General features: G+C 65.1%; 14 protein-coding genes. 10 read left to right on the forward strand and 4 right to left on the reverse strand.

From position 1 onward, the window contains the following. Positions 1–204 precede the first annotated feature (204 nt). The 5 genes from glmS to C7G42_RS19505 all read left to right on the forward strand — a co-directional run bounded on the left by glmS (position 205) and on the right by C7G42_RS19505 (position 5,910). Positions 205–2,031: a glutamine--fructose-6-phosphate transaminase (isomerizing) gene (glmS, locus tag C7G42_RS19485; RefSeq protein ID WP_106950590.1), complete on the forward strand. Its 1,827-nt coding sequence runs from the start codon at positions 205–207 to the stop codon at positions 2,029–2,031. An 89-nt stretch (positions 2,032–2,120) separates the two neighbouring features. Further along, the gene (locus C7G42_RS19490; RefSeq protein ID WP_106950591.1) at positions 2,121–2,891 is read left to right on the forward strand and encodes a DUF502 domain-containing protein; all 771 of its coding nucleotides are present in this window, start codon (positions 2,121–2,123) and stop codon (positions 2,889–2,891) included. Positions 2,892–2,997: 106 nt separating this feature from the next. Next, positions 2,998–3,855: an NAD(P)-dependent oxidoreductase gene (locus tag C7G42_RS19495; protein ID WP_106950592.1), complete on the forward strand. Its 858-nt coding sequence runs from the start codon at positions 2,998–3,000 to the stop codon at positions 3,853–3,855. A gap of 61 nt (positions 3,856–3,916) precedes the next feature. Then, positions 3,917–4,852 (forward strand): 2-dehydropantoate 2-reductase, encoded by a 936-nt coding sequence (panE, locus tag C7G42_RS19500; RefSeq protein ID WP_106950593.1) that lies wholly within the window; start codon positions 3,917–3,919, stop codon positions 4,850–4,852. A 44-nt stretch (positions 4,853–4,896) separates the two neighbouring features. Further along, positions 4,897–5,910 carry a hypothetical protein gene (locus C7G42_RS19505; protein WP_147250263.1) on the forward strand — a complete coding sequence of 338 codons (1,014 nt, stop codon included), beginning with the start codon at positions 4,897–4,899 and terminating at the stop codon, positions 5,908–5,910. A gap of 16 nt (positions 5,911–5,926) precedes the next feature. On the opposite strand, the gene recG is transcribed toward C7G42_RS19505, so the two are convergent. Further along, positions 5,927–8,035, reverse strand: a complete 2,109-nt coding sequence (recG, locus tag C7G42_RS19510; protein ID WP_106951054.1) for an ATP-dependent DNA helicase RecG — start codon at positions 8,033–8,035, stop codon at positions 5,927–5,929. Between the two features lie 192 nt (positions 8,036–8,227). On the opposite strand from recG, the gene C7G42_RS19515 reads away from it, so the two are divergent. The 5 genes from C7G42_RS19515 (at position 8,228) to C7G42_RS19535 (ending at position 13,108) form a co-directional block, all read left to right on the forward strand. Continuing rightward, positions 8,228–8,518 carry an FAD assembly factor SdhE gene (locus tag C7G42_RS19515; RefSeq protein WP_106950595.1) on the forward strand — a complete coding sequence of 97 codons (291 nt, stop codon included), beginning with the start codon at positions 8,228–8,230 and terminating at the stop codon, positions 8,516–8,518. Beyond that, complete coding sequence (mfd, locus tag C7G42_RS19520; protein WP_106950596.1) at positions 8,515–12,033, forward strand: transcription-repair coupling factor; 3,519 nt, start codon at positions 8,515–8,517, stop codon at positions 12,031–12,033. The genes C7G42_RS19515 and mfd overlap by 4 nt, the downstream gene beginning before the upstream one ends. Before the next feature lie 249 nt (positions 12,034–12,282). Beyond that, on the forward strand, positions 12,283–12,492 hold the full coding sequence (locus C7G42_RS19525; RefSeq protein ID WP_158537604.1) for a cold-shock protein: 210 nt from the start codon (positions 12,283–12,285) through the stop codon (positions 12,490–12,492). Between the two features lie 160 nt (positions 12,493–12,652). Further along, complete coding sequence (locus C7G42_RS19530) at positions 12,653–12,853, forward strand: hypothetical protein (protein ID WP_106950597.1); 201 nt, start codon at positions 12,653–12,655, stop codon at positions 12,851–12,853. A gap of 18 nt (positions 12,854–12,871) precedes the next feature. Continuing rightward, positions 12,872–13,108: a hypothetical protein gene (locus C7G42_RS19535; protein ID WP_106950598.1), complete on the forward strand. Its 237-nt coding sequence runs from the start codon at positions 12,872–12,874 to the stop codon at positions 13,106–13,108. Positions 13,109–13,146: 38 nt separating this feature from the next. On the opposite strand, the gene C7G42_RS19540 is transcribed toward C7G42_RS19535, so the two are convergent. The 3 genes from C7G42_RS19540 to C7G42_RS19550 all read right to left on the reverse strand — a co-directional run bounded on the left by C7G42_RS19540 (position 13,147) and on the right by C7G42_RS19550 (position 17,808). Continuing rightward, complete coding sequence (locus C7G42_RS19540; RefSeq protein WP_106950599.1) at positions 13,147–14,370, reverse strand: hypothetical protein; 1,224 nt, start codon at positions 14,368–14,370, stop codon at positions 13,147–13,149. An 86-nt stretch (positions 14,371–14,456) separates the two neighbouring features. Continuing rightward, on the reverse strand, positions 14,457–15,959 hold the full coding sequence (locus C7G42_RS19545) for a class I adenylate-forming enzyme family protein (RefSeq protein ID WP_106950600.1): 1,503 nt from the start codon (positions 15,957–15,959) through the stop codon (positions 14,457–14,459). Positions 15,960–15,963: 4 nt separating this feature from the next. Further along, entirely contained in the window at positions 15,964–17,808 is a 1,845-nt protein-coding gene (locus C7G42_RS19550; RefSeq protein WP_199581059.1) for an extracellular solute-binding protein, read from the reverse strand. Between the last annotated feature and the right edge of the window lie 205 nt (positions 17,809–18,013).

An 18,013-nucleotide genomic window follows, 5' to 3' on the forward strand; every position in this document is an offset into this window, starting at 1 on the left:
CTGAGGGGGAATCGTTGGTCAATTTGATTGACAAGGAGTTAATCGACGCGGTTTAACGCCGGCAATCCGACGCAGTCGAGCAGGCCGACGCTGAGCTGTCTCAATCAGCAATAATTATTGAGTATCTGTTTTCTTAGCAAATTCGCTAAAAACCGAGCGCGTCGTTTAGGCGATTTTTCGACGATTTGGGGGATAGTGATCCGCATGTGCGGGATTGTCGGCATTCTCGGGCGCGAGCCGGTTGCAGAGCAGCTGGTGGATTCGCTCAAACGTCTTGAATATCGCGGTTACGACTCGGCTGGCGTCGCCACGCTCGAAGGCAAGCACCTCGAGCGCCGTCGCGCCGAAGGCAAGCTGAAGAATCTGGAGGCGCGGCTGCGCGCCGAACCGCTCCAGGGCACGACCGGCATCGGCCACACCCGCTGGGCCACCCACGGCAAGCCGACCGTCAACAACGCCCATCCTCACGCGACCGAGCGCGTCGCCGTGGTCCACAACGGCATCATCGAGAATTTCCGCGAGCTGCGCGAGGAACTCGAGAAGAAGGGCACGGTGTTCCACACCGAGACCGACACCGAGATCGTGCTGCATCTCGTCGACGATCTCCTCACCCGCGGCAACAAGCCGGTCGAAGCGGTCAGGCTGGCGCTGGGGCGCCTGCGCGGCGCCTTCGCCCTCGGCTTCATCTTCGCCGGCGACGACGACCTCCTGATCGGCGCCCGCAACGGACCGCCGCTGGCGATCGGCTATGGCGACGGCGAGATGTATCTGGGCTCGGATGCCATCGCGCTAGGCCCGTTCACCGACACGATCAGCTATCTCGAAGACGGCGACTGGGTGGTGCTGACCCGCAAGAGCGCTGATATCTTCGACAAGGACGGCAATGCCGTCCAGCGCGACAAGATCAAGCATGCCGCCTCGACCTCGCTGGTCGACAAGGCGAACTACCGCCACTTCATGGCGAAGGAGATCCACGAGCAGCCGGAAGTGGTCGGCCACACCCTGGCGCGCTACGTCGACATGGCGACCGAGCGCGTCGCGCTGCCGGTCAAGCTTCCCTTCGACTTCAAGGACATCCAGCGCATCAACATCACGGCGTGCGGCACCGCGAGCTATGCCGGCTACGTCGCCAAATACTGGTTCGAGCGCTTTGCGCGCGTGCCGGTCGAGGTCGACGTGGCCTCCGAATTCCGCTACCGCGAAGCGCCCTTGCGCAAGGGCGATCTCGCCATCTTCATCTCGCAGTCGGGCGAGACCGCCGACACGCTGGCGGCGCTGCGCTATGCCAAGGCCGAAGGCGTGCACACGATCGCTGTCGTCAACGTGCCGACCTCGACGATCGCCCGCGAGAGCGAGATCGTGCTGCAGACGCTGGCCGGCCCCGAGATCGGCGTTGCCTCGACCAAGGCCTTCACCTGTCAGCTCATGGTGCTGGCGAACCTTGCGATCGCGGCCGGTAAGGCCCGCGGCGAATTGTCCGAGGAGGACGAGACGAAGCTGGTCCACGGCCTCGTCGAGGTCCCGCGCCTGATGGCGGATGCGCTCACCACCGAGCCGCAGATCGAAAAGCTCGCGCACAGGATCGCCAGGTCCCGCGACGTGCTTTATCTCGGCCGCGGCACCAGCTTCCCGCTTGCGCTCGAAGGTGCGCTGAAGCTGAAGGAGATCTCCTACATCCACGCCGAGGGCTATGCCGCCGGCGAGCTCAAGCACGGGCCGATCGCGCTGATCGACGAGACCATGCCTGTCGTCGTGATCGCGCCTTACGACCGCGTGTTCGAAAAGACGGTGTCCAACATGCAGGAGGTCGCCGCCCGCGGCGGCAACATCATCCTGATGACGGATGCAAAGGGCGCGGAAGAGGCGACCGTGGAGTCCCTCGTCACCATCGTCATGCCCGACATGGCGGCGGCCTTCACGCCGATGGTCTATGCCGTCCCCGTGCAACTGCTCGCCTATCACACGGCTGTCGTGATGGGGACCGACGTCGACCAGCCGCGCAACCTCGCGAAATCGGTGACCGTGGAATAGGCAGAAGGGATCCGGCCGGAACGCTAGGTAGTCTTCCAAAACCTGCTAGAAGACCCTAGCTTGACTGCAGCGACCGACCTGGAACCCGAATGACCGCCCGCGACGACACGCCTGCGCCTTTGAATGCCGCCCCGGAACCGCATATCGGCCTGATGGGTCGCTTCCGAAACTACTTTCTGACGGGCCTGGTCGTCACCGGTCCGATCGCGATCACCCTGTATCTGGTCTGGTGGTTCGTCACCTGGGTCGACGGCGTGGTGCGGCCGTTCGTGCCGCTGGCCTATCGGCCCGAAACCTATCTGCCGTACGTGATCCCCGGGTGGGGGCTGATTGTCGCAGTCTTCATGCTGACGCTGCTCGGCTTCCTCGCGGCGAACTTGATCGGCCGGACGCTGGTCGATGTCGGCGAGACCTTGCTCGGCCGCATCCCCGCGGTGCGCGCCATCTACCGTGGCCTGAAGCAGGTGTTCGAGACGCTGTTCTCGGGCAAAGGCTCGAGCTTCCGCAAGGTCGGCCTGGTCGAGTTTCCCTCGCCGGGCATGTGGTCGATCGTGCTGATCTCGCAATCGCCGAACGAAGATATTGCGCGCAACCTGCCGGGGCAGGAGGAGCACGTCTCGGTATTCCTGCCGTGCTCGCCGAACCCGACCACCGGCTTCTTCTTCTACGTGCCAAAGAGCAAGATCATCGAGGTCGACCTCAGCACCGAGGATGCCGCGACGCTGATCATGTCGGCCGGCGTGGTGCAGCCCGGCTCGGCGCCCGACCCGAAGAAAGCGGCGGCGCTCGCGGGCATGGCGAATGCCGCGCGCATCGCCAACGCCTCCACGCTGCGGCCCGAGCCTGCGAAGGCGGAATAAGGCCATTCCTCTGCGTGATGGCGGTCGGTTACGCAGGCGTTGGCATCCTCTGCTAGAGTTCCGGTTGAATTGAGCGCCTCGCTCGGAATTCGACCTGGAGTGCACGATGTCCAAAACCATTGCGATCCTCGCGCCCGGCGCCATGGGCAGCGCGGTGGCCCGCCGTCTCAGTGAGCATGGCGCGCGGGTGTTGACGTCGCTGGAAGGTCGGAGCGAGGCGACGCGCAAGCGCGCAGCAGACGCCGGCATGATTGGCGTCGATGACGCTGCGATCGCGGACGCCGACATTATCCTCTCGATCGTGCCGCCGGGCGAAGCGGTTGCGCTGGCCAAGCGGCTGGCGGCCCTGATCGTCAGGCGCGAGAAGAAGCCAGTCGTGGTCGATTGCAACGCGGTCAATGTCGATACCGTGCGTGGAATCCAGGAGATCATCGGCTCGGCGCAGGCGCCGTTCGTCGATGGTGGCATCATCGGCTTTCCGCCGCAGCCTGGGGCCAAGAGCCCGGCCTTCTACATGTCCGGCGAGCACGCCAGGGACGTCGCGGTGCTGAAGGATTTCGGCCTCGACATCCGCATCGTCGAAGGCCCGGTCGGCGCGGCGTCCGCTCTGAAAATGTCCTACGCAGGCATCGTCAAGGGCCTCGCCGGAATCGGCTCGGCGATGGTGATCGCGGCGACCAAAGCAGGCGCTGCTGACGCGTTGCGTGACGAACTGGCGCTGAGCCAGCCCGCCATCCTGGCGCGGCTCGAGGTCGCGCTGCCTGACATGATTCCGAAGGCCTATCGCTGGGTTGCCGAGATGCGGGAGATTTCCGGCTTTCTCGGGCTCGACCATCCCGCCAGCCAGATCTACGAGGGTTTTGCGCGGTGGTTCGAGCATCTCGCCGAGGATGCGAAGGGCGAGGCGGTGGATGCGGAGCTGATGAAGGCCTTCGCCGCGGGGATCGCGCGGACGAAATCCTGACGTCGCCGAACCCATCTGTTATTGATCTTGCGGGCGCTGTTCTTCTGTCGTGGGAGTTCGAATGAGAATGCTGGTGATCGGCGCGGGCGCGCTGGGCGGCTATTACGGTGCTTGCCTCGTGCGAGCAGGCCGAGACGTGAGCTTTCTTGTGCGCGAGAAGCGGGCGGAGCAATTGCGGCGGAACGGACTCCAGGTCGTCAGCCCGCACGGTGACTTTGCCGTGCAGCCGAAGCTTCTTGCGATCGGCGATCTCAGGGAGCCGTTCGATGTCGTGCTCGTCGGCGTGAAAGCCTACTCGCTCGATGACGTGATGAGCCAGTTTGCGCCCGCCATCGGCCCGAACACGATGGTTCTTCCCATTCTTAATGGCCTGAAACATATCGACGCTCTGACCGTCAGGTTCGGCGCCGCACACGTTCTCGGCGGGCTCGCAAACGTCAGTGCCGGGCTCGATGGAGAGGGGCGGGTCGTTCACTTCATGGCCAACCAGACCATCGTCTTCGGCGAGATCGAGGGCGCACTGAGCGAGCGTGTGCTCGCGCTTGAGATGCTGCTCCAGGTCCCCGGGATCGACGTGCGTGCCAGCGAAGCAATCATGCAGGACATGTGGGAGAAGTTCGTCCAGCTCTCGACGCTTGCCGGCATCACCTGCCTGATGCGCGCAAGCATCGGAGATATCCTGGCCGTGCCCAACGGCGAGCAGTCCATTTTTCGCCTGTTTGCTGAATGCTGCGCCGTTGCGACCGCTTCGGGATATGAGCCGCGTGCGCCGTTCATCGAGTTCGACCGCAAGCTGTTCACGACCCTCGACTCGCCGCTCAAGGCCTCGATGCTGCGCGACATCGAGCGCGGCTCGATGACCGAGTCCGAGCATATCCTCGGCGATATGGCAGACCGGGCCCGTAAGCTCGGCATCGAGACGCCGCTATTGGATCTGGCCCGCGCGCATGTTGCGGCCTACGAGGTTGGGCGACGAAGGGCCATGCCTGGCCAATAGTCCGACAACCCGACCGAAACACGCACCTATTACCCCAAGGGTTCATGACCAAGGAAACTGGAGTTAATTGGATTTGCCAAGCCTGTCGTCAAGCACCGGCTGTTGAAGACGTTCGCGACGATGATCCCCGGCAACCGTATAGTCTATGTCACGAATGTGCGGATCGTCTGCGACACTATGCGCTCCGGCCGATCGAATGGTTCAACCTTGCTGCCTTACATGGTTGGACCAAGTTCCTACTGCATGACGATTTCTACGATCAGAACGGAGAGGCTTCCCAACCGGACGTGGACGACTACGCAACTGACGACATGCGTGCGCCCACACTGGAAATGTGCTCCGGCTCGCTCGAGCGGCTGATCGATTTCTGCGTCACGCGGTGGCGCCTCGGAAAGGAAGAATTTGAAGCGTTCAGGCCATTCGCGACCGGCACGGTTCTCGCAGCAATTGAGGATCGCGCGGATGCGGGTAATCGGCAGGTGTGGGAGACGATGGTCCAGCTTTGTGCGAATGTCGTCGGTAGCCCGGCTGCGCCATGGGTGCGCGCGCAATTTGAGAGAGCTTGGCGAGACAGATCACTGTTCATCTGGGCCGAGGCGGCCGCAAAGTGCTTGCCAGCCGCCGAGGGGCTTCACAAGACAATCGACGCTTTAAAGACAGTCCAAGGGCGCGATCTGGAAAAGCAGATGTCAGCACTCTCATGGTTCGGCGCGCCCGCAGTGCTGGATTGGATCGAGGCCCGCCTCCCGCGCCAGGACGTCACTGCTTCCTGGGGGCAGCTTGCATCCGTTTCCGATCTAAATTGGAGTCGGGTTCAGAGTTGGCTTGCAAGCGGCCGTCCGCTCAGTCTCGTTGCGATTGATGCGCTGGTAAGCTTCATTCCACGTCAAGGTCAAGCGAGGATCTTGACCAATCTCGATCCCAAGCTGAAGGGGTGTGGCGATCGCTCGATGATTGTACATGCTTTGCGCACCTACGAGGCCCAAGACGGCGCCCCTCGCGTCGCAACGAAGTGCAGTTTCATCATCCAGCACGTAAATGAGCTTCGCACCGAGTAGGCATTTGGAGACCAAATTAGCCCGCCCCGATCAGCGGGATCGCTTCGTCCCGTTCGTACAGATAGAGCAGGCACCGCAGCGCCTCGCCGCGCTCGCCCTTCAGCTTGGGATCGTCCTTGAGGATCCGTAGCACCTCGTCTCTCGCCTGGGTGATGAGCTGGCCGTGGACCTCCGAGCGCGCGATGCGGTAGCCGGGCAGGCCGCTCTGGCGCACGCCCAGCACGTCCCCTTCGCCGCGCAGCTTCAAATCCTCCTCGGCGATGCGAAAACCGTCGGTGGTCTCGCGGATCACCTTCAGCCGCGCCTTCGACATCTCGCCGAGCGGTTCCGAGTAGAGCAGCAGGCAGGTCGAGGCCTCCGAGCCGCGTCCGATCCGGCCGCGCAACTGGTGCAACTGAGCAAGGCCGAAGCGCTCGGCATTCTCGATCACCATGATGGTCGCCGCCGGCACGTCGACGCCGACCTCGACCACGGTGGTCGCGACCAGGAGGCCGATCTCGTGGGCGGCGAACTGGCCCATCACGCGGTCCTTCTCGGCTCCTTTCATCTGGCCGTGGACGAGGCCGACGCGCTCGCCGAACCGTTTCTGCAGGCTCTCGAAACGCTTGGTCGCGTTGGTGAGGTGCTCGGTGCCTTCGGCCTCCGACTCTTCCACCAGCGGGCAGATCCAGTAGACCAGCTTGCCGGCCTCCAGGGCCCGGCCGATGCTGTCCGTGACCTCGGCGAGGCGGCTGATCGAGATGGTGCGGGTTTCGATCGGCTGGCGGCCGGCGGGCTTTTCGCGCAGCTCGGAGATGTCCATGTCGCCGAAATAGGTCAGCACCAGCGTGCGCGGGATCGGCGTCGCGCTCAGCACCAGCACGTCGACCGCCTCGCCCTTGGATGTCAGCGCGAGCCGCTCGCGGACGCCAAAGCGGTGCTGCTCGTCGACGATGGCGAGGGCGAGGTCGTGAAAGATCACATCGTCCTGGATCAGCGCATGGGTGCCGACGAGCAGGTCGATCTCGCCGGCTTCGAGCTGCGCCAGCAATTCACGCCGCTCCTTGCCTTTCTCGCGCCCGGTGAGGATCGCCACCCGCATGCCGGCCCGTTCGGCGAGAGGGGCGATGGTCTTGATGTGCTGGCGCGCCAGGATTTCGGTCGGCGCCATCAGCGCCGCCTGCTTGCCCACTTCCGTGACGGCTGCCGCGGCCAGCAACGCGACCACGGTCTTGCCGGAGCCGACATCGCCCTGCAGCAGTCTCAGCATGCGTATGGGCTGTTGCAGATCGCTGGCGATCGCTGCGACCGCGTCGCGCTGGGACACCGTCAATGCATAGGGCAGGGCGTCGATGATCTTGTTGCGCAGGTGACCGTCGCCGGCATTGCGCACGCCGGCCGGCCGGCGCAGCTGCGCCCGGATCAGCGCGAGCGCGAGCTGGCCGGCGAGCAGTTCGTCAAAGGCCAGGCGCGACCAGAACGGCTGATCGGGCAGGATGTCCGTCAGCTCGGCCGGCTGATGGACGCGGTTGAGCGCCTCGGCGATCGCAGGAAAATTGCAGCGGCGCATCACCTCCGGGCTGATCCATTCCGGCAGGGCCGGTAGCTTGAGCAACGCCTGCGCGACTGCGCGGCGCAGCGAGCCGAGCGCGAGGCCCTCCGTCAGCGGATAGACCGGATCGATGCCCGACAGCTTCGAGATCGCTTCCTCGTCCAGCACGCGATCGGGATGCACCATCTGCGGGATGCCGTCGTACATCTGCAGCGTGCCGGAGACGTAGCGCTTCTCTCCAATTGGCAGCAGCTTTTCGACATAGCCAGGCTTGGCGCGGAAGAAGGTCAGCACGACGTCGCCGGTGTCGTCGCTAGCGTAGACCAGATACGGCGCGCGCGCGCTGCGCTGCGGCGGCGGGCGGTGGCGATCGACGGTGACCTCCAGCGTCACCATGGTTCCGACGGCCGCGTCGCGGATCTTCGGCCGGGCGCGGCGGTCGATGACCTGGCTCGGCAGATGCAACAAAAGATCGACCAGCCGCGGCGTCTCGCTGCGGCTGAGCAGGTACTGCAGCAGCTTGTCCTGTTTCGGACCGACGCCGGGCAGGCTGGTCACGGGAGCAAACAGCGGATTGAGCAGACTTGGGCGCATTCTTGCAACATTGGTCATGCGCGGGCTTGACCCGCGCATCCATCTTTCAATGACGATGGATTGCCGGGTCAAGCCCGGCAATGACAGACCCAACCAATTGCAACAACTAAAGTGCTGACACGGCCGGCCCCAATGGCTATATCACCCCGGCCCGGCACGTCCGGGCTTTCGGCGTTTGACTGGATTTGAGACATGACGGGAACGACACGATCGAGTGACGGGCTGGACAATCGCCGCAAGCGGCTGCTGTTCCGATGCTGGCACCGCGGCACGCGCGAGATGGACCTGATCCTCGGCCGCTTTGCCGATGCCGAGATCGGCAATTTGTCCGACGCGGAGCTGACCGAACTCGAGACCCTGCTCGAAGAGTCCGATCCCGACCTCTATGCCGCCATCACCGGCGACAAGGTGCTGCCAGCTGCTCTCACCGGCGCGCTGTTTGCCCGCATCAAGGCGTTCCCGATCACGGACGGCAATCTATGAAACCTGGGTTGAAGTCGCCGGCCGAGCTTCTCACGCCCGGCCGCGCGGTCACGCTTGCCAATGTCGCGGAAGGCGCCGAAGGCCTGGTGGTCTCCGATCTCGCCCGGGCCATCGCGGCGCGGCCGAAAAAGCCGGCCGTCAGTCTGGCCGTGGTCTGCCGCGACGGGGCACGGATGCAGCAGCTCGAACGCGCGCTGCAATTCTTCGCGCCCGATCTGCCGGTGCTCCAGTTTCCGGCCTGGGACTGCCAGCCCTATGACCGCGTCTCGCCGCATGGCGGTATCCTGGCGCAACGCCTGACCACGCTGGCGCGGCTGGCCTCGCTCACCGGCAGCGACAAACCGCTGATCGTGCTGACCACGGTGAACGCGGTGGTGCAGCGCGTGCCCGCGCGCGAGCTCGTCGCGGCGCAGGCGCTGTCGGTTGCGCCCGGCAACGTCGTGCCGATGGACACCATCGTCGCCTGGCTCGAGCACAACGGCTACAACCGCTCCTCGACCGTGCGCGAGCCCGGCGAATATGCCGTGCGCGGCGGCATTCTCGACCTGTTCCCGGCCGGCCTCGATCAGCCGGTGCGCTTCGATTTCTTCGGCGACAGCCTGGAATCGATCCGCACCTTCGATGCCGAGACCCAGCGCACGCTGCTCGACATGCGCGCGCTCGACCTCGTGCCGATCTCGGAATTTCAGCTCGTCACCGACACCATCCGCCGTTTCCGCATGGGCTATGTCGCCGAATTCGGTGCGCCCGAGCGCGACGATGCGCTGTACGAGGCCGTCAGCGAAGGCCGCCGCCATCCCGGCATGGAGCATTGGCTGCCGCTATTCCAGGAACGGATGGACACGCTGTTCGACTATCTGCAAGGCGCAGCCGTCGCCATCGAGCCGCAGGCAGAGGACGCCGTCCGCGAGCGCTTCAAGCAGATCCAGGACTATTACGAGGCCCGCCGCGACGCTATGGAGCATCCCGGCGGCGGCGCTATCTATAAGCCGCTCCCGCCTGACCGGCTCTATCTGACCGAGGACGAGTGGGCCAAGCGCCTCGCCGACATCCCGCTGGCGCGGCTCACGCAGTTCGCCGTGCCTGCCGACGGCACTTTGGTCGTTGATGCCGGCGCCCGCAAGGGCCGCGACTTTGCGCCTGAGCGCAACGACAGCACGGTCAACGTGTTCGAGTCCGTCGTCGCGCATGTCATGGGCCTGCAGGCGAACCGCAAGAAGGTCGTGATCGCACTCTGGAGCGAAGGCTCGCGCGATCGCATGACCTCGATGCTGCGCGACCACAAGCTGACTCACACCACGAGCGTCAACGCCTGGCGGACGGTGCAGGCGACCCCGCGCAACGAGACCATGCTCGCCGTGCTCGGCCTCGAGAGCGGTTTCGAAACCGACGAGATCGCGCTGATCAGCGAGCAGGACATTCTGGGCGACCGGCTGGTGCGGACGCGCAAGGCCAGTCGCAAGCTCGACAATTTCATCTCGGAGATCACGAGTCTCACCGCTGGCGACATCGTCGTCCACGCCGATCACGGCATCGGCCGCTTCGTCGGCCTGCAGACGCTGGACGTCGCCGGCGCGCCGCATGACTGCCTCGAGCTGCATTATGCCGCCGAGGCAAAACTGTTCCTGCCGGTCGAGAACATCGAGCTTCTCTCGCGCTACGGCTCCGACCAGACCACGGTCGAGCTGGATCGTTTGGGCGGCTCCGGCTGGCAGACCCGCAAGGCAAAACTCAAGAACCGCATCCGCGAAATCGCGGGCGAGCTGATCAAGATTGCCGCCGCGCGCCATCTGCACGAGGCGCCCAAGCTACCGGTGCAGCAGGGCATCTATGACGAGTTCTGCGCACGCTTCCCCTATGACGAGACCGAGGACCAGTTAGGGGCGATTGAATCCACGTTGAAAGACCTCGAGCTCGGTCGTCCGATGGATCGGCTGATCTGCGGCGACGTCGGCTTCGGCAAGACCGAGGTGGCGCTGCGCGCCGCCTTTGCCGTTGCGCTCGAAGGCAAACAGGTTGCGGTCGTGGTGCCGACCACGCTACTGGCACGCCAGCATCACAGGACTTTCACCGAGCGCTTCAAGGGCTTTCCCGTGAACGTGGCGCAGGCTTCGCGCCTGGTGCCGACCAAGGAACTCAATTTGGTCAAGAAGGGCATCGCCGATGGCTCCGTCGACATCGTCGTCGGCACCCACGCGCTGCTCGGCAAGGCGATCAAGTTCCGCGACCTCGGCCTCGTCATCGTCGATGAGGAGCAGCACTTCGGCGTCACCCACAAGGAGCGGCTGAAGGCGCTTCGCGCCGAAGTGCACGTGCTGACACTGTCGGCGACCCCGATTCCGCGCACGCTGCAACTGGCGCTGACCGGCGTCCGCGAGCTCTCGATCATCGCCTCGCCCCCGGTCGACCGCCTAGCGGTGCGCACCTTCGTCGCCCCACACGATATGCTGATGATCCGTGAGGCGCTGCTGCGTGAGCGTTACCGCGGCGGCCAGGCGTTCTACGTGGTGCCGCGCATCGACGACCTCGCCGAGGTCAAGGACTTCCTCGACAAGAACGTGCCGGAGATGAAGGTCGCGGTCGCGCACGGGCAGATGCCGCCCGCCGTGATCGAGGACATCATGACGGCGTTCTACGACGGCAAGTTCGACATCCTGCTGTCGACCACGATCGTCGAGTCTGGTCTCGACATCCCCAACGCCAACACGCTGATCGTGCACCGCGCCGATATGTTCGGCCTTGCACAGCTCTATCAGCTGCGCGGCCGTGTCGGTCGTTCCAAGCTGCGGGCCTATGCGCTGTTCACGCTGCCGGCGCAGCAGAAGATCACCGCGCAGGCCGAGCGCCGGCTCACCGTGCTGCAATCGCTGGAGACGCTGGGCGCGGGCTTCCAGCTCGCCTCGCACGACCTCGACATCCGTGGCGCCGGCAATTTGCTCGGCGAGGAGCAGTCGGGCCACATCAAGGAGGTCGGCTTCGAGCTCTATCAATCGATGCTGGAGGAGGCGATCGTCAACCTCAAGGCCGGCGTGTCCGAGCCAGCCGCCGACCGCTGGTCGCCGTCGATCACCATCGGCATGCCCGTGCTCATTCCGGAGGATTACGTCGGCGATCTCTCGGTGCGGCTGTCGCTGTACCGGCGTCTGGCCGATCTCGACAGCGAGGAGGAGATCGAGAACTTCGGTGCCGAGATGCGCGATCGCTTCGGCGTGCTGCCGGACGAGGTCCGCTACCTCTTCAAGGTCGCCGCGATCAAGGCGTTCTGTCGCCGCGCCAATGTCGGGAAGATCGATGCCGGACCGAAGGGCGCCGTCATCGCCTTCCGCGACAATTCCTTCGCGCATCCTGACCGCCTGGTGTCGTTCATCCGCAGCTACGGCCAGGCCGCCAAGGTGCGGCCCGACATGAAGGTGGTGTTCCTGCAGGACTGGGAGACGCCGGAAGAGCGTCTGGCTGGCACCACGGAGATCATGCGCCAGTTGGCGCAGCTCGCTGAGAGCAAGAAGGCGGCGTAGGGATTATCGTGCTTTCAGAGGCCGCGCAGCGCGAAACGATGCGCAGCCTCTGGATCCCAAAACAACGACTTATGGCTACTTGCAGAATGACCGAGCAGTAGCCATATTGGATTCATCGAGTTTCGGCCGAATGACTTGGCCTCGCCGCTTTCAAGCGCGCCTGACTGACGACCCTCCCTCCAGATCTCGACGACACCGACCGCGCTTTTGAGCGCGGCCAAACGCTTATCTATCTTAAAGGACGACCCCATGACGACGGGAACTGTGAAGTGGTTTAACAGCCAAAAGGGTTTTGGCTTCATTCAGCCGGACCAGGGAAGCCAGGATGTGTTCGTTCATATCAGCGCCGTTGAACGCGCCGGCATGAATACCCTCAACGAAGGGCAGAAGGTTTCATTCGAGATCGTTGCAGACCGCAAGACCGGCAAGTCTGCTGCTGAGGATCTGCGCGCCGTATAGGCTGTCGCAATCGCCATGACGTTGCTTTGACCACGGATGGACTGGCAGAGCTTCTGATTTCTGGACCCGCGACCGTTCATCGGCCGCGGGTTTTTTGCACCCGCTGCCGCCCATCGCGAATGAGCACGCCAGTGGTCGCATTTCGCGCAAAGATCCCCATATGGACTCCATGAGCAATTGGCAGAAGTCGACCACGCGACAAGCACCCAAGACCAAGGCGGAGCTCCGCCTGATGCTGACCGAGGCGGTCCGCAATACGCAGCCAGGCCTTGAGCCGCAGCGGCTGTCGAAATCCAGGAGGATCGCTGCCGGGACGGCTCCCGCCGATCTGGCGTCCGGGGACGCCGCACCGGTTCGCTGAGCCACGAGAAGGAACAGCATGCGCAAGCTTCCCCAGCCCACCGAGCAAGAGCTTAGTGAGGGGCCCCAGGCAGTGTCCTTTCAGATCGCGAATGGGAACGCGCGGCAGAGTTGTCTTCTGCAAACACATTTCCCCACCAAAGTGCAGGCGCAGAGATACCTTCTGGCGAATTGGCCGGCTGTCGAGAAGATGGCGCGCGACGCTCTCGCGACGGGAACCGTTGAGGACGGCCAGATCAAGCTCATGATGGTGTGAGCAGTCGAGCTCCGACGGCAGCGAACGCTGGCGTACGCCTACGACGCCGCCCGCGACGCGTCGGCCGAAAGACGCCCGAGCAGTGACCGCGCCGTGTCCGACGGCGAGAGCGAATCCACCGAGACGACAGGATCGCTGCGCATCTCGTGCTTGCCGTTCGAGGTGTGCCGCATCACCGCCGACAAACGGCGAGCGATCATGTGCGCCGTGCGGAAGTCGGTCTCCGCGAACACGACGATGACGGAGCCGTCCTTCTGGGCCGCGCCAAAATCCATCTGCCGCATCAGCCGGCTCAGGATGCGCGCAGCATCGAGCTGGGCGCGCGAATTGCCGGGATCGAAAGCGAAACGCGCGACCGAGAGGCCGCCGCCGCGGGCCAGTGTCTGCTCCACCGCCTTGGCAAAATCGCGGGCAAAGGCTTCCACCGTGAGCAGGCCGCTGCGCGGATCGAGCCAGCCGCCGGCATCGATCGAGCGCAGCGTCCGACTCAGCTGTGCTTCCATCGCGTGCTGGCGGATCAAGGGCAGCGCGTTGGCGGCGACCTTGGCCGGCTCGCCCGGGATCAGCTCCAGATTCGGCAGGTCGTAGGTCTGCGTCAGCTGGTGCGCGGTGACGACCACGGGCAGGCTGCGGAAGCGGGTGTCCTCGGCGAGCACCGTGAGAAAGGCGTCGGTGACGCGCGCGGTAAAACCTTCGGCAAGCACGACGCCGTCGAGGTCGCGGGTGTTGAGATGTTTGGCCGCGGCTTCGATCGAGAGCGCACCGATGACACCGGCGCGCTCGCCGAACGCGACAGAGAGCGCAGGGTAAGCCGCGCCGCGGCCGATCAGGAGCACGGTGGCATCGCGGGCGGGATCGGCCTCCGGCAGCGCGACTTTCACCTCAGGCAGCCGGCGCAGCACCGTGGCATGAAGCGTGCGGACGCGCAGCGCGGCGCGAAGCCGTGCGATCAGGCGGTCGGAATTGCCGCCGCGAGAGGAAAAGGGCAGGGCGTTGGGAGGCAGCGCGCCCGAAGCATCGAGGGCCACGAAGGGAAGGTAGGGCGACTGATCGGCGATCTTCCTTGCGAGCGGCGCGATATGCGGCTCGTGACCGCCGGATATTTGGGCGAGAACCACGGCCGGCTGGACCTGCTCGACCGCGCGCGCTGCGCTGGCCCAGTCGGTGTCGACGACGGGAAAGAGCCGGGCCTCGTCCAGCGCCGCAATGAAGGGCGGCCGCTCGGCATTTGACACAAACAGGATCGGGCCCGCCTGGGACATTCGACAAACTCTGATCACGCGACAGATGCCGTGCAATCTAGTTTGGCCGCCTTAATGCGGCGTCAACATACCAGGCGAAACTGCGCCTAGACCGGGCCGGAGCGGTCGCGAAAAGCCTCGACCATCAGGGGGTTAAGCCCGAGCTCGCTGAGCGCCTCGCGGGCCCGGGTGTTGTCCTGGGCGCGTCCGGCCAGCCGGTGGCCGGAAAGCCGGTCGGGCAGCGCGGTGAGCAGGGCGCCCTGGCCGAGCCGGCGGGCCCATTCCTGGAGGTCGTTGGAGAGGAAGCGGTAGCCGCCGACGGCCATGATGCCGGAGGGGGGTGCGGTAATGCAGATCGCACCGCTGGGGCGGTCGAGCCGTGCGGCATAGCCGGTGTCGACATAGTCCCGCGGCGGCTGCGCGATCAGCGTGTCGCCGACCGGCTGCGGCGGCGCATAGGCCGCGATCGGCACCATCGCGCCGCGCAGGCCGAGCGTGCCCTTTGGCGTCAGCAGGATCTCGCCGGCAATGGACGAGCCGGATTGCTCGCGCGGGGCGCCGTGCGGCCCGGGCATCACCGCAACCGGCATGCCGTCCTCGCCGCGGCGGGCGCCGAACAGCCCGGCCTCGCCGAACAGGTAGACGTCGGTCAGCGGCGCATGCGGCGCGATCCAGGCATCGCTCGTTGCCACCTGCTCGGGCGCGCGCCACAGGCCGATGACGTTGCGCAAAGACGGCATCCGCCCCGCCAGATCGGAATCGCCGAGGCGCAAGGCGAGCTGTGCAGGCGCGATCAGCACCTCGCATTCATGCTCGTTGATCTGCCGCTCCAGCACCTCGTTCTCGAACGGATGATGCAGCGCCAGCGCACCGCCGGAGAGCAACCACACCGCAAGCGAGGAGGCGAGGCCTGCGAACGACATCGGCGTGAACGCCGCCATCACGGTCGCGCCCTGCCTGATGTCTGCTTCCAGCGACATCGCAAGGCCGCCGGCGATCAGGCTGAAATGCGGTCGCGGCACCGGGCGAAAGCCTTCCGCGGTGACGTCGAAGGAGATCATCGCCGCCTTGCGACCGTCCTGGATCACGGCGCGTGTGGTGCCGGGCGGGCGGGCCAGCACGTCATCGAGCGAAGCCATGCCTTCGGGCAGATCGGTGCCGAAGCCGCAAACGTGACGGATCGAGAAGGCTTCAGCGGCCGCATGCATAGCCAGATCGGCATAGCTGACGCCGTCGACCGTGCTCATGGTGACGATGGCGCGCGCCGCGGTGCGGTTCAGCGCCGCGGTCAGTTCCGCATGCCGCCACAGCAGCGGCAGCACCGCGACGACGAGGCCGGCGCGATGGGCGGCGAGCACGGTGAGCACGAACTCGACCGTCGCAGGCAATTGGATCGCGATGACGGAATTGGCCGGCAGGCCCGATTCGACGAAATAGGCCGACAGCGCCTCGATGGCCGTGTCGGCCTCGGCATAGGTCATCCGCCGCGGCTCGTGCCCGGTCACGCGGGGCTTGTTGAGGGGATCGAGCAGAGCGAGCGCGTGCGGCTGCCGTATCAGCGTGCGCTGAAACAACGTGTCGAGCGTCGGCGATATGGCTGGCTGGTTCACGGCGTCACTTTGCTTGATGAGCTTGCGGCTGCCCCTTCGACCACCAGGTCTCCGGCAAATAGCCCGAGAGCGAGGTGGTCTTGGGTCGTTCTATCCGATTCCACCGCGCGATCCATTGCTCGGATACGTTAAACAGGGGGATTGTGTAGAAGCCCGCGATCAGGGCGCGGTCGAGCGCCCGCACCGACGAGACGAAATCCGTATGTTCACGGGCCTCAAGCAGGGCGGCGATCATGGCATCGACCGCGCCGTCCCTGGCGCCCATGTAATTGCGGGTCCCCGGATTGTCGGCCGCAGCGCTGCCCCAATAGAAAGATTGCTCGTTGCCGGGCGACAGCGACTGGTCCCAGCGGTTCTGGATCATGTCGAATTCGTAAGCGAGCCGGCGCTGGTCAAACTGCACGGGATCGACGGTTCGCACGCTCGGCTCGATGCCGGCGCGCTTGAGGTCGCGCTGGAATGCGAGCGCGATCCGTTCCTGGTCGCGGGTCGTGACCAGGATCTCGAAAGCGAAGGGCGCTTTGGTCGCGCGGTTGCGCAGCACCGTGCCGTCGAGATCGTAGCCGGCGTCGGACAACAACTTCAGCGCCGCGCGCAGCTTGGTGCGGTCGCGCCCTGAGCCGTCGGTCACCGGCAAGCGGTAGCTGCCGTCCATGATATCGGGTCGAATTTGCGCTGCGAAGGGCTTCAGCAGCTCGCGCTCGCGCGCGTCCGCAGGCCGGCCATAGGCCGACAGGTCGGAGCCGGCGAAATAGCCGGCCACGCGCGAATAGAGCCCGAAGAAGTAGTTGCGGTTGACCAGCTCAAAATCGAACAGCAGCGTCAGCGCCTGGCGGACGCGGATGTCGGCGAATAGAGGACGGCGGGTGTTGAACACCAGGAACTCGGATGGCTGCGGCAGGCCCGGCTTGACGGTGTCGCGGATCACCTCGCCGCTTCTGGCAGCCGGGAAATCATAGCCGTCGTGCCAGCGCAGCGGCTCGTGCTCGATTCGGAAATCGTAGAGGCCGCGCTTGAAGGCCTCGAACTGGCCGTTGGCCTCGCGAAAATAGTCGAGCCGGATCTCGTCGAAATTGTAGAGCCCGCGGTTGATGGCGAGGTCGCGGCCCCAATAGTCGGGATCACGGGTGAGTGTGACGCTGGCCCCGGGCTTCACGGCCGTGACCCGATAGGGGCCGGAGCCGATCGGGCTCGTCAGCGTCGTCTCCTCGAAGGTCGCGACGTCGACCGCGTGCTTGGGCAGGATCGGCATCAGGCCGAGGATCAGCGGCAGCTCGCGGTCGTTGGCGCCTGCGAGGTCGAAGCGGACGGTGAGGGGATCGGGAGCTTCGGCCCTGGCGACTTTGGCGTAGTACTGCCGGTGGTTGGGGCGGCCGTGATCGCGCAGCAGCTGCCAGGAGAACAGCACGTCTTCGGCCGTGACCGGCTTGCCGTCGGAGAAGCGGGCGCGCGGATCGAGGCGGAACGTGACGAAGCTCCGTTCGTCGTTGGTCTCGACGCTCCTGGCGAGCAGGCCATAGAGCGTGAACGGCTCGTCATTGCCGCGCGCAAGCAGGCTCTCGATGACGTAGCCGCGCATCTGCTGCGCGGCCAATCCCCTCACGATGAAGGGATTGAGGCTGTCGAAGGTGCCGAGGACACCCCAGGTTAGGCGGCCGCCCTTGGGGGCATCGGGATTGGCATAGGGCATGTGGGTGAAATCGGCCGGCATGGCCGGCTTGCCGTGCATGGCGATGGCATGGGCTTCCTCGGCCCGCGCGCCGATGGCGGACAGCCCAACCGCGAGCACAGAGGCAACGACGCACAGGCGGAGACCGGGGCCCTCGAAAAGGCGCTGGAACTTGAACATCGGCACACGTTGATTCGAGGACCGGCTGGGCTTGAATCCTATCACAGGGAATTTCACCGGACGCAGCTGCGGATGTGGCCAAAGACGGTTGTCGGCATTGATCTTTTCGTCGGCCACGTTAAGAAGGCACCCAATCGCGCAAGAGCGCCGAGCCCGTCACTTAACTGCCTCAATTGACGGGGAGAGAGCCGCGCCCAAGGCGGCT

The organism is Bradyrhizobium sp. MOS003 (assembly GCF_003020125.1).
Classification (GTDB): Bacteria; Pseudomonadota; Alphaproteobacteria; order Rhizobiales; family Xanthobacteraceae; genus Bradyrhizobium.

Bases quoted from the DNA above. Each gene is read 5' to 3' on its own strand.
- glmS (WP_106950590.1), top strand. From the start codon at position 205: ATGTGCGGGATTGTCGGCATTCTCGGGCGCGAGCCGGTTGCAGAGCAG.
- C7G42_RS19490 (WP_106950591.1), top strand. From the start codon at position 2,121: ATGACCGCCCGCGACGACACGCCTGCGCCTTTGAATGCCGCCCCGGAA.
- C7G42_RS19495 (WP_106950592.1), top strand. From the start codon at position 2,998: ATGTCCAAAACCATTGCGATCCTCGCGCCCGGCGCCATGGGCAGCGCG.
- panE (WP_106950593.1), top strand. From the start codon at position 3,917: ATGAGAATGCTGGTGATCGGCGCGGGCGCGCTGGGCGGCTATTACGGT.
- C7G42_RS19505 (WP_147250263.1), top strand. From the start codon at position 4,897: ATGACCAAGGAAACTGGAGTTAATTGGATTTGCCAAGCCTGTCGTCAA.
- recG (WP_106951054.1), bottom strand. From the start codon at position 8,035: ATGCGCCCAAGTCTGCTCAATCCGCTGTTTGCTCCCGTGACCAGCCTG.
- C7G42_RS19515 (WP_106950595.1), top strand. From the start codon at position 8,228: ATGACGGGAACGACACGATCGAGTGACGGGCTGGACAATCGCCGCAAG.
- mfd (WP_106950596.1), top strand. From the start codon at position 8,515: ATGAAACCTGGGTTGAAGTCGCCGGCCGAGCTTCTCACGCCCGGCCGC.
- C7G42_RS19525 (WP_158537604.1), top strand. From the start codon at position 12,283: ATGACGACGGGAACTGTGAAGTGGTTTAACAGCCAAAAGGGTTTTGGC.
- C7G42_RS19530 (WP_106950597.1), top strand. From the start codon at position 12,653: ATGGACTCCATGAGCAATTGGCAGAAGTCGACCACGCGACAAGCACCC.
- C7G42_RS19535 (WP_106950598.1), top strand. From the start codon at position 12,872: ATGCGCAAGCTTCCCCAGCCCACCGAGCAAGAGCTTAGTGAGGGGCCC.
- C7G42_RS19540 (WP_106950599.1), bottom strand. From the start codon at position 14,370: ATGTCCCAGGCGGGCCCGATCCTGTTTGTGTCAAATGCCGAGCGGCCG.
- C7G42_RS19550 (WP_199581059.1), bottom strand. From the start codon at position 17,808: ATGTTCAAGTTCCAGCGCCTTTTCGAGGGCCCCGGTCTCCGCCTGTGC.